Source organism: Pedobacter sp. MC2016-24, assembly GCF_015223055.1.
Lineage (GTDB): Bacteria > Bacteroidota > Bacteroidia > Sphingobacteriales > Sphingobacteriaceae > Pedobacter.
Map to the genome: position 1 here is coordinate 171,702 of NZ_JADFBX010000003.1, position 15,615 is coordinate 187,316.

Consider the following 15,615-nt stretch of genomic DNA (forward strand, 5'->3'; position numbering starts at 1 on the left):
AAAAACTGCGTGTTGGCTTAACTCATTTAATAAATAATAATCAAGGATATATTTTTTTTTATTTTTTTCCTAATTGATGACCCCCCATTTTATTCAAATAGTTGTCATGCATATGAAAACCAAATAATAAACTAAATGTATGAAACGAACAATACTCAACTCTTTTTAGTGCCTTAGGCCAGCTAAAAGCATGTACCAGGTGACGTGCTTTTTTATGTGCTATAGAACAGAAAAACCGGAATGTGCTTGCAACACATTCCGGTAAATGCAGGGCTATAACACACTCAATTGTGGAAACTGACAATATTTCTAACCCTAACTATAACAAAAATATGAAAATATATTTTAAGACCATGGATGTCGTATGGCCTTACGCGTCTAAAATATTTCTAATTATGCGATTAATTGCTTTTTTTATTTTGGTTAACCTCACTTATGTGAGTGCCAAAAGCTATGGCCAGCAAATTTCCGTCAATGTTCAAAATGCCTCCATTGAGGATGTGTTGAGATTGATCGAAAAGCAAAGTAGCTACCATTTCCTCTTTAAACAAGATGATCTCTCTCCAAATGAGAAAGTTAATCTTGTATTTAAGCGCGCCAGTATCGCACAGGTGCTGGATGAGTGTTTACGCGGAAAATCGTTGATTTATACCATTATTGACCAAACCATTGTCTTAAAACGTAGTCCGGAATTGATTAAACCCAATTCAGCGATTGTTGAGCCGATTAAGGTACAAGGTAAGATCACAGACAATAAAGGGATTGCACTGCCAGGTGTAAGTATCCAGGTTAAAGGTACAGGCATTGGAACAACCAGTGACAACGAGGGTCGATATGCATTAAATAATGTAGATAAAGGTGCTGTGCTGATCTACAGCTATATCGGCTTTGCAGTACAGGAACGGACAGTAGAAAACTCAGGTTCCATCAACATCACCCTGCTTGAAACCATTAACAGCATGAATGAAGTGGTTGTGATCGGTTACGGCACTGTACAACGTAAAGATTTAACAGGCTCGGTAAGTTCATTGAAGCCGAAAGATATCACGGCTATTCCTACCAGTAATGTGATTGAAACACTGCAGGGAAAAATACCGGGAATGGATATCCGGAAAAGTACGGGGCAGGCCGGTGCTGGTTTAAGCGTGAATTTAAGAGGGACACGCTCTTTGACCGCTTCTAACGACCCGCTGATCCTGGTGGACGGAATCAGTTATGGATCTTCGCTAGATTTGAATGCGACCGATATAGCCTCCGTAGAAGTGCTTAAGGATGCTTCGTCTACGGCGATTTACGGCTCAAGGGGAGCGAATGGCGTGATTCTGATCACGACTAAAAGAGGCAAGTCTGGTAAACCGATGATCACATTAAGTTCATTTTATGGACCTCAAAGTCCGGCTGGACTGGCTAAAATTCAAACCGGAGATCAGTTTGCTGCTTTTAAACGCGAAGCTTTTAAAACCGCTGGCATCACCGATGACAACCTCATTTTTAACCCCGGTGAACTGGATGCGATTAAGAACCGTACCTTTACAGATTGGCAACAAACCCTGATCAAAGACGGCTGGTTGCTGAACAATGAACTCGGCATTAGCGGGGGCACTGAGAAAAGTACGTTTAACATGTCATTTGGAAATTACCGGGAGCATGGCTTATTTAAAAATGATGATTTAAACCGTTACAACGGGTCTCTGGGTTTAAATTATCAGCTTTTTGAAAATGTTAAAATTGGGGTAAACGGTATTTATACTTTCAAAAATAACAATCAGCGTTCAGACCCATTAAACCAGGCCAATAAGATCTATCCATTTGGATCGCCTTATGATGCGGATGGCAACATTGTGCTTTATCCGGTTTTAGGCCAGTCGTTCGCTTTAAGTCCGTTGGCGGATGAGGTTCCTGGCGCCTATGTTGACAATCGTAAGGGCAAGCGTTTGTTTGTTACTTCTTACATCAACTGGGAAATTTTGAAAGGATTGACCTTCCGGTCTACCTATGGCCTGGATATAAGTAATGACCGACGTGGGTATTTTATGGACAAATACACCCTGCAGCAAAATGGCAACCTGTCTACCTCCGGTGTAACCACCAATGCAACCAATAACTATACCTGGGAAAATACACTTACTTACAATAAGAACCTGGGAAAGCATGATTTCAACTTCTTACTGGGCAATAGTTACATCATCAATTCTTTGGAAACCTTAACAGCATCCGGGAACGACCAGGTAAGTGCACAAAATACCTTTAACAATTTGGGCTCCAATTCAAGCTCTGTACTGATTGGCAGCAGCCTGGTAGAAAGTAATCTAGCTTCTTATTTTGGTCGCGTTAACTATAAATTTGACAACAAATACCTCATCACGGCAACTTTAAGGGGAGATGGTTCTTCCGTATTGGCTGCGGGACACAAATGGGCTTATTTTCCTTCCGTAGCCCTGGGCTGGAGATTAAAAGAAGAAAACTTTCTGAAGAACTTTAAGCAGCTAAGCAATTTGAAATTGCGTGGAAGTTATGGTATTTCGGGCAACAGCTCGGTATTGCCGTATGCAACGCTTGGAAGTTTAGGCCGCAGCATATTTGCTTTTGATGAGACTGCCGCTTATGGTTATTATCCAAAAGACATTACAAATCCGGATTTGAAATGGGAAAAAACAGCAACAGCCAATCTCGGACTTGACTTTGGTTTGTTCAATGACCGGATTACCGGATCTGTTGAACTGTATCAGAGCAAAACCAGTGATTTGCTTTTACAGCGTATTTTACCAGCTACATCCGGCTTTTCAAGTACCCTCCAAAACGTGGGTAAAACCCAAAACAGGGGACTGGAAATCAGCATCAGCTCCATCAACCTGGCACCGGCTAAAAGTACGGGCTTAAAATGGTCTACAGACTTTACCTATTCGCGTAACCAGGAGAAGATTGTTGAACTGGCTGGTGGGGTAGACCGCGATTTAGCCAACAGCTGGTTTGTTGGCCAGGCAACCCAGGTTTATTATGATTTTAAGAAAGTTGGTATCTGGCAATCAAACGAGGAAGCTGCTGCGGCTATTTATGGCCAGAAGCCCGGCGACATCAAAGTGCTTGATGTAAACAACGATCAGAAAATTACTGCCGATGACCGGATTATTGTGGGTAGCGCCAGACCAAAATATACCTTCGGTGTGAACAATACATGGGAATATCAACATCTTGACCTGACCGTGTTTTTATATGGACGGGTAGGGCAAACCATTTTAAATGAAGCCAGTGGCAATTATAAAATCAACGGTTTGGAAAATGGGCCCGCTGTAGATTACTGGACGCCTGACAATCCAACCAATGATCATCCACGACCGGATAAGGACAAAACCTCCAACAGTGCTTTTATGTCAACTTTATACTACGCTAACGGATCATTTCTTAAAATAAGAGACATCACCCTGGGCTATACTTTACCTGCTGCCTTTGCCGGCAGGATCGGAATTAGCAAAATCCGTTTTTATGGAACCATGAAGAATTTCTTCACATTTAGCCATATCGGTTCTTATGATCCTGAACGTGGGGGAGCACTATCTTTCCCGATTACCAAACAAGTGGTTTTTGGTTTAAATCTAAGTTTATAGTTACACGTATTAAAATGTTGACCATGAAATATATATATAGCTTATTGCTAATCCTCACCTTGTCGGGCTTAGCCAGTTGCAAAAAAAGCTTTTTAGAAGAAAATAATAAAAGTGGCATTACCGCAGACCCTTTCTACGCTACTGCTACAGGTCTGGAGAGTTTGGTAAATGCATGTTATACACCCAGTCGGTTTTGGTTTGGCAAAGAAGGCGGAACGTCATTAACCGAGTTGGGGACAGATCTTTTTTTAAAGGGAGGAGATTGTCATCACCCGCAATATGCAACTTACGATCCCGTTAATTTCAATAGTCAGGATGCTTGTCTGAAATTGTATTGGGAGCAATTTTATGCAGCTGTAAACAACTGTAATACAGCGATCGCAAGGATGGATGCCTCACCTTTATCTGCGGAGCTGAAAAAGCAGCGTTTGGGGGAGGTACATTTTTTAAGGGCATTGTACTATTGGATCATTGTAGAAACCTGGGGTGGCGTTCATTTGAGCACAGAAGAATCAAAGGGAGTTATTTTAACGGCAAACCGAACACCTGTTGAGAAATTTTATGAGCTGATTTTTAGCGATCTTGACATTGCCATTGCCAATCTGGATGGGCAGCTTGTGCCGGCTGGTGGTCGGGTAACCAAGCCTGCTGCTGAAGGGTTTAAAGCCCGGATGTTACTAACCCGTGGCAAATATGCAGAGGCAGCCACATTGGCTAAAAAGGTGATCAGTAGTTATAATTTCAAGTTGTTTGACAATTATGCCTCCTTATGGGACATGGCAAATAGCAACGGATCTACAAATTCTGAAGTGATCTGGTTTGTGAATTATACTGCAGATGATTTGATTAATCAGGATATTCCTTCTTTGAACGGATATACACAAGAGGCTGCTGCCTTTCTTCCCGAGGGTGGTCATCAATTGCATACCAACTTTACGCCACGTTATGATTTCCATGAAGGGGTAGATATCAATATTGCAGACGATATTGGATTCCAGCGTTATGCAGCTTCCAAACACCTGTTAAGCTTGTATGATGAAACGATTGATCAGCGTTATCGTGGTACTTTTAAAGAGGTATGGTATTGCAACGGCGGGAAGACCACAAAGTATACCGATATGAAAGTTGGCGATACTGCCATTTACTGGAGCCATAAATCACTTCCTGCCGCTTATAAACAGGCACGGGCTAAAAAGTTTGAAATTTTGGATATCAATGATTTGTACAATGCCGATCAATCTTTAAAGGATAATCGTAATTTTATAGAAATGCACAAATTTAATGATCCCACACGTTCTGGCCTTTTTGTATGGCGCAGTAAAAGGGATGCTTTTGTGATGCGGATCTCCGAAATGTACTTAATTGTAGCAGAGGCTGGCATTCAGCCGGGAGGTAATTTAACTGAAGGGCTGAATTATATGAATATGTTGCGTACCAAAAGAGCTGTGCCTGGTAAGGAAGCTGCAATGACGGTTACGGCGGCCAATATGAATATCGACTTCATTTTAGATGAGCGCGCGCGCGAATTGGTTGGTGAGCAAATCAGGTGGTTTGATTTGAAACGGACCAATAAACTGGTTGAGTATGTTAAGAAATATGATCCTGATGGTGCTGCAAATGTACAAGCCTATCACCTGTTGCGGCCAATTCCCCAGTCGCAACTGGATGCGGTGACCAACAAAGATACATTTACACAAAATCCAGGATACCGTTGATTTTAACTTTAAGCGGGACCGCAAGGTCCCGCAATTTTTATTTAATGTAGATTTTAAATCATGTTGAAAATTTGTGTGTTGTGGTTTTTGACCTCCATCGGTTTTGTCGCCTCGGCGCAAGATCAAAGCATAGTTGTGGCCAAGGATGGCAGCGGCGATTACAAGACGGTACAGGAAGCAATCAATGCCGTGCCTGATTTTAGAAAGGTGCGTACCGTCATCCGGATAAAGAATGGAACATATAAGGAGAAATTAAATCTTTCAGGTTCTAAGAAAATGATTAAGCTGTTAGGGGAGAGTGTAGAAAGAACCATTTTGACCTTTGATGATTTTGCATCCAGAAAAAATTCATTTGGTGAGGAAATGGGCACATCCGGATCGGCCAGTTTTTATGTATACGGGGATGAGTTTAGTGCAGAAAACATCACCTTCGCCAATACGGCAGGCCCTGTAGGTCAGGCAGTCGCCCTTTGGCTGGCCGGTGATAAGCTGAGTTTCATCAATTGCCGGATGCTTGGTTTCCAGGATACACTGTACACTTTTGGTCCCGGTAGTCGTCAGTATTTTAAAAATTGCTATATCGAAGGAACTGTAGATTTTATTTTTGGTGCTTCAACCGCAGTTTTTGATGGTTGTACAATTTTCTGTAAAAAAGGTGGGGGCTTCATTACGGCTTCCTCCTCACCAGATTCAATTAAATTTGGTTATGTATTTTTCAATTGTAAAATTGAAGGCGATGCGCCTGAAGGCAGTTTTTACCTTGGCAGGCCATGGCGTCCCTACGCAAAATCCGTATTCATCGGTTGTATGCTTGGAAATATGATCAAGCCAGAGGGCTGGGACCAATGGGGAAAAGAAAGTAACCGAAACACCGCTTATTATGCTGAGTATCAAAATAGCGGTGCGGGTGCCTCAACTGCTAACAGGGTAAAATGGTCGCACCAGTTGACGCAGCAGCAAGCAGGGGAGTATACACTTGACAATATATTCAGAGGCTGGAATCCAGCAGCACCGGTACAAAACCGGACTGGCTTAACAGGTGTCAGAGATACCTCATTTTCTACGGCCAGTGCTTATCGTTACCTGGTCAATACCATTCCAGACCTCAAGGTGGTAAATGAATTTAAATCGCCTCATGTATTGGAAAAAAGAAACCAGGTATATTGTACTTTAGGAGACAGGGCATTACATCTCGATGCCTTTTATCCCAAGTCTAAAAAAGATAACTTTCATCCTGCGGTTCTAATTGTTCATGGTGGTGGATGGAGAAGTGGCAATCGCGAACAACATATCCCACTCGCCCAGCGCCTTGCGGCTCTTGGCTACGCTTGTTTTACGGTTGAATACCGGTTGTCTACCGAGGCCTTGTATCCGGCAGCAGTTGATGATCTGAAATCGGCAATCCGCTGGATGCGTTTGAACTACAAGCAATTTAATCTGGATACGTCTAAGGTTACCATTCTTGGGTTTTCTGCTGGCGGAGCGCTTGCTGCCTTTGTTGGAGTAACCAGTCCGGATAAGGTCCAGGCAATTGTAGACATCGACGGAACACTTTCTTTTGTACATCCCGACAGCGCCGAAGGCGATGATCGTAAATCCATTTCAGCTGCTACAAATTGGTTTGGCTATGGTAAGAAAGAAAACCCGGCATTGTGGAAGGATGCTTCCCCGCTGACACACGTTGGGGAAAAGACCCCGCCCATTTTGTTTTTAAATAGTGCTGTGGAATGGATGCATGCCGGCCGGGACGATTTTCGGGCTGTGCTTAACAAGCATGGTATTTATTCAGAGGTACACACTTTTGAAAATGCACCGCATACGTTTTGTTTGTTCGAGCCCTGGTTTGAGCCAACCCTGCGCTACATTGATGGTTTTTTGAAAAAGATATATAAATAACTGGTACTGCAGGCGCCAATATTAGGTGCAGCACGGGTAATTTGAGACAAAACGACAAAGAAATGAACAAACCATCTAAATTAAATTCTTTTGATTCGAAGCATGTTAAAGCATTGCTGGAATCTTACCTTATTACTTCTTTTGCCAACTATAATGGCAACTCCGGTTCAGGCCCAAACGCCTTTGGATGAATCAAATCAACTGATCAGACGGATATTGCCTGAACATGCTGATCTGTTTAGCGTAGCGCTTGTGAATAAGGCCGATGGCCAGGATTATTTCGAGCTGGAAAGCGTAAAAGGTAAAATTCTGCTTCGTGGAAATAATGGTGTGTCTGTTGCCTCTGCCCTATACTATTATCTTACAGAATATGCGCATTGCCAGGTTACATGGAATGGTTCGAACTTGAAATTACCCAAAAAGTTACCCCAGATTCCTGAAAAAATAGTTCGGTCTACCAATTATAAACTTCGTTACTACCTTAATTACTGCACTTTCAACTATAGCATGAGTTGGTGGGATTGGTCAAGGTGGGAAACGGAGATAGATTGGATGGCCTTGCATGGTATAAATATGCCTCTAGCCATAACTGGCGAAGAGTATACCTGGTATTTGATCTATAAAGATTTAGGATTTACCGACGACGAATTGAAGGGGTTTTTTACCGGCCCTGCATATTCAGCCTGGTTTTGGATGGGAAATATAGATGCATGGGGCGGGCCAATGCCCTTGCAATGGATGAAGAGGCAAATGGCTTTGCAGAAAAAGATTGTGCAGCGAGAACGTGCCCTGGGCATGAAAACAGTATTGCCCGCGTTCACAGGTCATGTTCCGGCATCATTTAAAAACAGATTTCCTAACGCTAAGCTCAAAAGTACCAATTGGCACAATGGTTTCAGTGATACCTATATCCTTGACGCTGAAGACCCCATGTTTGCCCGGCTCGGAAAAATATTCCTGGAAAAGCAAACCGAGTTGATGGGAACGGATCATTACTATTCTGCTGATACTTTCAATGAAAATGAGCCGCCATCGGATAAGCCTGATTATCTTGGTCAGTTGAGTGCGCGAATTTATGACGGGATGTACCAAGCCGATCACAATGCCGTTTGGGTGATGCAGGGCTGGCTTTTCTACAGCGACCGTAAATTCTGGCGCGAGCCACAAGTAGAAGCTTTACTCAACGCAGTTCCCAATGATAAAATGATCATACTCGATCTTGCTACTGAGATAGAACCCGTTTGGAAACGTACAAAAGCGTTTTACGGTAAACCCTGGATTTGGAACATGCTGAATAATTTTGGTGGTAATACCAACCTTTTTGGACGTATGGAAGCTGCGGCTCAGGGGCCGGCGAAGGCATTAAAGGATCCTGCCAGCGGAAAAATGATCGGTATTGGCCTTACCATGGAAGGTATTGCACAAAATCCGGTTTTGTATGAGCTCTTAACCGCAAATATTTGGCGCAATGAACCCATCCAACTTGATCAGTGGCTCCCGGAATATGTACGGAATCGTTATGGAGGAACAAACTTACATGCGCTAAAAGCCTGGAACATCTTGCGAAAGACTGTATATACGGTGCCGCCAGATAAATACATAAGGGATGGCGCCGAATCAATTATTCAGGCCAGGCCAACTTTAGATAGCAGTACGCGATGGGCTAATACGAAGTTGAATTATAAACCTAAGGAGCTATTACCTGCCTGGGAGGAATTGATTAAGGCCGCCCCTGATTTAAATGGTAGTGACGGCTATGGCTATGATCTGGTAGATGTTACCCGGCAAGTACTGGCTAACTATGCCAGTTACCTTCAAAAAATGACCGTTCATGCCTACCATAAAAAAGACATTACCGGCTTTAATAAATATAGTAACCGCTTTTTACAATTAATCGATGATATGGATGCCCTTTTGGCCACCAGGGAAGATTTCTTATTGGGCACCTGGATCAGGGATGCACGAAATTGCGGTGTTACATCTTCAGAAAAAGCACTTTACGAAATCAATGCTAAAAATTTGATTACCCTGTGGGGAGACAAAAACTGCCCGCTTAATGAATATGCCTGTAGACAATGGAGTGGATTACTGGTCGATTTCTATAAACCGCGGTGGCGCCAATTTTTCTCGAATTTAACTTTAGAGATGCAAGGCAATAAAAATTTAACGCCGGTTGAGTTTAATCATCAAATAAAGCAGTGGGAGTGGCAATGGGTAAATTCGAGAAAAGATTACCCCATTTTACCAAAAGGCAATAGCATTATCAAGTCCAAAGCACTTTTTGACCAATACTGGGAAACAATTAATGCCGATTAGTGATTTTTTGGCTGATGACGGTATCAGTTCGATATTTGATTGCTGGCTTCATTCACAATTTGCCGGATAAAGTTATCAAGTTCGTTCACAGCGAGGTTAAGCATGCTGATCTCTTCCAGTTCTTTTGTCGTTTCATTGACTTTCAAAAGATCAGTAATTCCCATGATTGACGATACTGGCCTGCGAATTTCATGCGACTGTACCAGGGCAATATGATCCAGTGCGCGGTCCCGGTCTAGCGTCTGTTTTTGAGCTTCTTTTAATTCCGAGATATCTGTTGCATGATAAGAAACACCAATGATCTTACCTTCACTATCATATGCCGGATTGTAATTAAACTGCCACCAGATCCGTTCATCCCCGTGATTTAGTTCATGCTCAAGCATGATGGTTTTACCTTCAAGTGCCTGCTTAAAATTGCCCATAAAGTGCTCCAGATATTCCGGAGCAATAAATTCGGCAATTGGTCTCTCTATCTGGATTTCCTGATTGTGGTTAATCCGCATGAAATCCGCAAGTGATTTGTTGAAATATAGAATGTTAAATTCCGTATCGACCAACAATTGACAGGACTTAGAACTCTCAAAAAGTGACCTCAGCTTGATCTCGTTCTTTTTAGCCTCCAGGTATTGGTTTTTCAAGATGCCAAGGCTATAATCAAATTCCAGAATATGTATCACCTGCCTGGCCAGCACCTCAAGCATTTTTGTTTGGAGGTCAGTCAGGGTTTTGGGCTCATGGTCTATCACACAAAGACTACCCAGGTTAACACCGTCACTTGACTTTAAAGGCGCTCCAGCATAAAATTGAATGTTAAAATCACCCTTTCTTAAAGGATTATTGACAAATCTGGGATCATTTCCAGTGTCAGAAACTACCAGGACATCTTCTTGCTGAATGGTGTGGTTGCAAAAGGCGTCAGCACGAGAGTTTTTTTTTAGCGCTGTACCGTAGCCGATCTTAATGTATTGCGTATCAAAATCTATGAGGGTAATTAGTGCAATCGGTGTCTGACAAATTTCTGCGGCGAAACTGGCAATTTCTTTTAGTTCCGATTCCTTACTGATCTTCAGTTTAAGAAATCGGTCAACCGCCATTAAACGTTCTAATTCTTTATTGTGCATAATTACCAGTTAATCCACTAGGTTTAATACAATTATGTTGCCAGATTTTTAGTTGGTCGGTTTTACAACAAGCCAAAAATATCTGCATACCGGATCACATCTGACAATTTATTCAGACCCAGCTTTCCATAAATTTTCTTGCGGTGCGTCAGTACGGTCGCTAAAGAAATAAACAGGGAATCAGCGATCTGGGTATTGGTAAATCCCTTGGCTATAAATTGAAAAATCTCTTTTTCCCTTTTGGTCAGTGAGGAGAACTTTTGAAATGCAACCGGCTCCGGGGTCTTTACATTGAGCACTTTCGCAATCTGATGGATGGCAGTTCCGGCTTTTGACACTTCCTGGGCCATATAAATGCAGTGCGCAAGGTTTTGATCAAGTATCTTACCACTTAAATGGAATTTTTTCCAATCTGCATTGGCATTAGGCCTTACATTCTGGTTAAAACTACAAACCAGCGATTGATCTCCCGTGTCCAGCATGCTCATAAATCCTTCTGCTATCCATTTCATTTCATCTTCGCGAAAGTATTTAGCCGAAAAATATGCTGGTCCCAGGGTAAAGAGTTCTTCAGGACTGGTTTGCAGGTAATCGCAGCCAGCCTTGCTCATGTAAATGTTCTGAAAATTATTTAAATCATTGACCAATATTACTCCAGGAAGTAAATCTCCAAGCTCCTTTAAAGTGAGCAGGTCAAACTTCGATTCCCTTTCTATCGCATAGAGTTGGGCAGAGAGCACTACATCTTGTTCAGCACTTGAATACTTTTTCAATGGATTCAACCTTTAAGTGTAAGTGATTGTATCTACTAAAATATAATATTATGTGCACATAATCAAATAATTGTGATGAGAACGCGTGCTATGGATTCATCTAAGTTGTTTTGCAACAACATAAACCCCAGTCGGACCTCTCATGTCAGGAATAAGCGGCATATAGTCGTAAACTATGCCATGTTCGTTACATGTGTAAGGCATGGCGTTAAAGTATACATGGTTTAACACCTTGATCTGCCATTTAGGTTTACCGTTCCAAAGTTTCAACATGGGTTCGTTAATTGCCTCTATCTCAAAATCTGGGCCCCGGTAAATACATATTCCCGCTTCACTATACTGAATAGTGTTCATCAGGGCTTTCTGGTTGGCACCTTCAAATAAGTTGTCAGACAATTTATTGGAGGCATCGCCTAAAAGTAAAACTGCTGTCGTTTTTCCTGTAGATCCAAATATTGGCTGATAACTGTAATCGGTCGAAATGTATTCTTCTTTGCCTGATCTGATGATGTTGACCATTGCATTTTTTTCCACCCATATCCGGCCTGATTTGATCACATGATTGAGAATTCTTGGATAGGGTTGAGTAGCCAGTTCAGGCATAAAATCAAGCAATTCTACACCCATTACCTCAGGTGTCCGGTGCCATGCCAGCAGGATTGCATCATTTGCTGCGATCAACTTGCATCCCTGGGCATCGAAAATAGCCGCTGGAATTGGCATGCATTCAATAATCCGTTCGTAATCTATGTGTTGATCCAAGACTTTATTTTTTGCTACAATATAATAATGCCTGTACGCTAATTTAAGTGTTGTAACAGGGATTTTGCTTAAGCCTATACCAGTTTAAATTGTAATAAACTGATTAAGAAAATTATTAAATAATTTTCTTAATCAGATCGTTATTGTGTAACTTTAATGTAGTAGCGTAAACCGGAGTAATCCGGTGATTCATCACTTATTGGCAATTGACATGGATTATAAGCTCACTTTACAGGCAACCGCAGCACATCAATTTTGTGTAGGTGCAGAACAGGTTTTTTTAGGCTGGTTAGACGTAGAAATTATGTACGCGGCTTTTTTCGGATCAAATCCTAGTCTTCAGCTGATCAGCTGTCAATCAGATCCTGTGGTAGGGGGCTATTTTGCCTATGCTGCCAAATTAAACGGAATTGACCGAAATCACACTGGTGAATATCTTCAGCTTAGAAAACCAAATAAACTGGTACTTACCTGGCAGGTTAATTTGGTAGAATTGCCTCCCAGCAAATTATCTATCCGTATCGAAGATAAACCTGAGGGCGCGCTCTTGTTACTGGCTCATGAATTACCTTTGGATTGGGCTGAATTTGTAGCAAATGCAGAAATGGCCTGGACTCAGTTTCTAATCGATTTTGATAGGGCTTTGATGTTTAAGAATGCTAATCGCAATTTATAGCATTCGTATGATCACATGCATACCAATTCTCCTAAATATACTGAGGTACTTACCGCAACCTGATTCCTATCCGCAAACTGCATCCATCCATGTACCCGATCACCGGCAAAAGTCTTGGGCATTTGTAACATCACGGTTTTATCTCTCCGCAGGGCAGCATGCTCAAACACAACAAACTTTCCCTTCTTTTCATTGTAAAAGATAAAGCTGGCCTCATCATCAGGATTGCAGAAAGTCGATTCAGGGCCATTGTCCCAATCAATCTGCAACACGCCATTTGCAAAGGTCAATAGTTGCCGTATCCAGGATATCAGCAAATCACCCCGGCTAAATATCGCTTTCCTGAAATCAATTTTCGCATCAGCGACTGCGCCAATCACCGTTTCCTTCATGTGGTAACTTACCGCGAGATTCATTGGGGTCTGCTCTCCGGCCAAACCCTGATAACCAATATTGATGAGCTTTTTCAGCGGGCTCAACCAGCCAGTAATCAGACTGAATTTATACCGCTGAATCAATTGCTTGTCGGAAGGAGGCTTTGACGAAATTTCGGGCAAAGCCCTGATGTAATCAATACCCCTGCAACTTGCGCCAACCACATTTCCAACTTTGCCAGAAAAGGGCCCGTTTATTCCATTTTTATACCTTGCCATAATTTTAAATATTACTTAAACAATTCTTATTTAACCGTAATCCAATCCGCATATTTACTTATCGTGCGGGTATGCCTCAACCGCCTGAATACCCCGGTACCTTCTCTGCTTCCATCTGCCGAAGTATTTCCTTCAATACTAAAAATGAATTTCCCTTGTAGCCTTTCTACCAGGCCCACATGCCCAATTCTTTGTAAATTCTCGAAATAAATCCCAAATACATCGGCAGGTTTGGGGTCTGATGTCAGCCGTACCGCTGGAAACATGGCCGGGCTCCAGGCCGTTTTTGGTTCCGTGCAGCCCGCCCTGCCAAAACAATAGCTGAGAAATGCGGCACACCAGGGCGCTGGTGTTTTAATCCCGGCATAAGCTAAATAGGTTCTAACCCTGGGGCCGCCATTATTTCCAACTTCCCTTACGCCAAGTTCTGCTGTAGCGATCTGCAGCACGCTCGTCCTTACATCATTCCTGCCATCAGGCCGACTGCCGCCAATAGCAATACCGCAAAGCAAGCAAAATAAAACCCTAACTGTTGCCATAACTCTAAATCCCGAAAGTTTAAAACCATACTATTTAATCCTGGTAAGCCTGTATTCAGCCAAAACCGTTGCAGCACCCACCAGCACAAACCCACTGTCAGTAAAAAGCTAATCAGGCTCAACAAAATCAGCAGCCAGATGCTCTGGTCAATATACCCTGTGGTAACATCCCCGCTATGCATCATTTTAGGGAGGACAAACCATGCAAATAGCATCATGATACCAACTAAGCCCAATTCCATTTCTTTTGCCGGAAACTTCGGCATTTTAAAATTTAACGTTTTCATCGTTTTCTTTTTTTAGTCCAATAAATCACAGGCTGTATCATCAATCCGTAGTCGGTGATACAGCCTGTTTTAATTAAAGTAAAGTAATCTGTACCGAAATGCTGTCCGATACCTGTTTGCCATCTAGACTGACAAAATACATCCAGGTATACACATCATCTCCGCCAAAAAGAGCTGGAACATTTAAGGTATAAGTTTTTGCTGATCTTGCCGCTGCATTTTTCAACATCACCCACTTGTCTTTGGCCGGATTGTACACCACCAGCCTCAACCGGTCTGTCAGCGATGGATCATCGGCCTCCAGGGTATGCGTCCAGGTGTACTTGATTTTTCCTGGTGCATCTACTACCAGTTCGTAATCTTCAACTGCCGGCAATTTGCCTACACTTACCATTACCTTGTCGTAATCGATCGTGTAATTTGCAGCATTGACACCTTTCACCGCATACTTCAGGTGATAGGATACTGCGGCATTCATTGGCGTGATGCCTTTTTTAAACTGTTGATACCCCACATCGATGTCTGCTTTCAGATTTCTCAGAAAACCGGTAATCAACGTTAATTTAGCCCTGATGTTCAGCTGTGCCGGTGTTGGGTTTGCCCCGCTTACATCCGGTAAGCTTTTTAGATACTGAATCCCGCGCCAAATGGCACCTACAACGTTGCCCACTTTACCTCTAAATGGACCGAGGATTCCTTTTTTATACTTTCCCATGTTTTACTATTTATGGGTTTATAAGACGTTTGCAAACCTTTTTTAGCTGCGGTTAGCAACGATAGCATCAGCCCCGGGAAAACCGGATATCTTAATATTACCAAATAAATCTATACCTGGGCATTCTAGCAAGCAAACCTTGTACAGCCCCTGTAAAGTCATCTTTTGAGCCGCGCCAGTTAAACAAGCCTTCCAGGTGTCCACTCCAATCCAATTCTTCAAACCAGAGCTGTAAATCAACCAGTCCACTAATTAATCTGCATTCCAATACCCATTCTTTCCCGCTTTGATCTCTAAGTTCGAAGCAACTCTCTTTACGTGCTCCGGCGTCAATAGCCTTAATCAATTGGTGCATACTGGCCACAAAAGGCAAGGCATTTTCCAGCCTGTCCAACCTCAACAGTTGTCCGGCGGTTTTTAATACCAGCTTACCAAGGTTCTGCTGGTTAAAGTAAAGCTCAAGTGATAATCTGTTCATATTTTTTCATTTTATGGTATACCTAAAGTTAAGTAGGATCAACAGATTCTAAAGACTTCAAAAAAAGCAAAATATT

Annotated in this window: 13 protein-coding genes; 5 read left to right on the plus strand and 8 right to left on the minus strand. The window is 42.3% G+C overall.

Features of this window, described 5'->3' with window-relative positions; translation table 11 throughout:
* Positions 1 to 332 precede the first annotated feature (332 nt).
* The 4 genes from IM797_RS09075 (at position 333) to IM797_RS09090 (ending at position 9,532) form a co-directional block, all read left to right on the plus strand.
* The gene (locus IM797_RS09075; protein WP_194126800.1) at positions 333 to 3,605 is read left to right on the plus strand and encodes a TonB-dependent receptor; all 3,273 of its coding nucleotides are present in this window, start codon (positions 333 to 335) and stop codon (positions 3,603 to 3,605) included.
* Positions 3,606 to 3,628: 23 nt separating this feature from the next.
* On the plus strand, positions 3,629 to 5,320 hold the full coding sequence (locus IM797_RS09080; protein ID WP_194126801.1) for a RagB/SusD family nutrient uptake outer membrane protein: 1,692 nt from the start codon (positions 3,629 to 3,631) through the stop codon (positions 5,318 to 5,320).
* Between the two features lie 60 nt (positions 5,321 to 5,380).
* A complete protein-coding gene (locus tag IM797_RS28660; RefSeq protein ID WP_370583073.1) occupies positions 5,381 to 7,216 on the plus strand; it encodes a pectinesterase family protein in 1,836 nt (611 codons plus the stop codon).
* A gap of 153 nt (positions 7,217 to 7,369) precedes the next feature.
* Positions 7,370 to 9,532 (plus strand): alpha-N-acetylglucosaminidase, encoded by a 2,163-nt coding sequence (locus tag IM797_RS09090; RefSeq protein WP_228098779.1) that lies wholly within the window; start codon positions 7,370 to 7,372, stop codon positions 9,530 to 9,532.
* 23 nt (positions 9,533 to 9,555) lie between these two features.
* Here IM797_RS09090 and IM797_RS09095 read toward each other — a convergent pair whose 3' ends face one another.
* The 3 genes from IM797_RS09095 to IM797_RS09105 form a co-directional block, all read right to left on the minus strand.
* Positions 9,556 to 10,656: a GAF domain-containing protein gene (locus IM797_RS09095; RefSeq protein WP_194126803.1), complete on the minus strand. Its 1,101-nt coding sequence runs from the start codon at positions 10,654 to 10,656 to the stop codon at positions 9,556 to 9,558.
* A gap of 62 nt (positions 10,657 to 10,718) precedes the next feature.
* Positions 10,719 to 11,429 (minus strand): response regulator transcription factor, encoded by a 711-nt coding sequence (locus tag IM797_RS09100; protein WP_194126804.1) that lies wholly within the window; start codon positions 11,427 to 11,429, stop codon positions 10,719 to 10,721.
* A gap of 96 nt (positions 11,430 to 11,525) precedes the next feature.
* The gene (locus IM797_RS09105; protein WP_194126805.1) at positions 11,526 to 12,191 is read right to left on the minus strand and encodes a hypothetical protein; all 666 of its coding nucleotides are present in this window, start codon (positions 12,189 to 12,191) and stop codon (positions 11,526 to 11,528) included.
* 211 nt (positions 12,192 to 12,402) lie between these two features.
* Between IM797_RS09105 and IM797_RS09110 the strand changes: the two genes are divergently transcribed.
* Complete coding sequence (locus IM797_RS09110) at positions 12,403 to 12,867, plus strand: SRPBCC domain-containing protein (protein ID WP_194126806.1); 465 nt, start codon at positions 12,403 to 12,405, stop codon at positions 12,865 to 12,867.
* Between the two features lie 11 nt (positions 12,868 to 12,878).
* Here the strand turns inward: IM797_RS09110 and IM797_RS09115 are convergent, their stop codons facing one another.
* From IM797_RS09115 to IM797_RS09135, 5 genes are all read right to left on the minus strand, one after another.
* Positions 12,879 to 13,520 carry a DUF6266 family protein gene (locus IM797_RS09115; protein ID WP_194126807.1) on the minus strand — a complete coding sequence of 214 codons (642 nt, stop codon included), beginning with the start codon at positions 13,518 to 13,520 and terminating at the stop codon, positions 12,879 to 12,881.
* 26 nt (positions 13,521 to 13,546) lie between these two features.
* Positions 13,547 to 14,059, minus strand: coding sequence for a peptidoglycan-binding protein (locus IM797_RS09120; RefSeq protein WP_228098780.1), 513 nt, complete (start codon positions 14,057 to 14,059; stop codon positions 13,547 to 13,549).
* Complete coding sequence (locus IM797_RS09125; RefSeq protein ID WP_194126808.1) at positions 13,978 to 14,346, minus strand: hypothetical protein; 369 nt, start codon at positions 14,344 to 14,346, stop codon at positions 13,978 to 13,980. Before IM797_RS09125 ends, IM797_RS09120 begins: the two co-directional genes overlap by 82 nt.
* Positions 14,347 to 14,419: 73 nt before the next feature.
* On the minus strand, positions 14,420 to 15,061 hold the full coding sequence (locus IM797_RS09130) for a DUF6266 family protein (RefSeq protein WP_194126809.1): 642 nt from the start codon (positions 15,059 to 15,061) through the stop codon (positions 14,420 to 14,422).
* A gap of 97 nt (positions 15,062 to 15,158) precedes the next feature.
* Entirely contained in the window at positions 15,159 to 15,539 is a 381-nt protein-coding gene (locus tag IM797_RS09135) for a hypothetical protein (protein WP_194126810.1), read from the minus strand.
* Between the last annotated feature and the right edge of the window lie 76 nt (positions 15,540 to 15,615).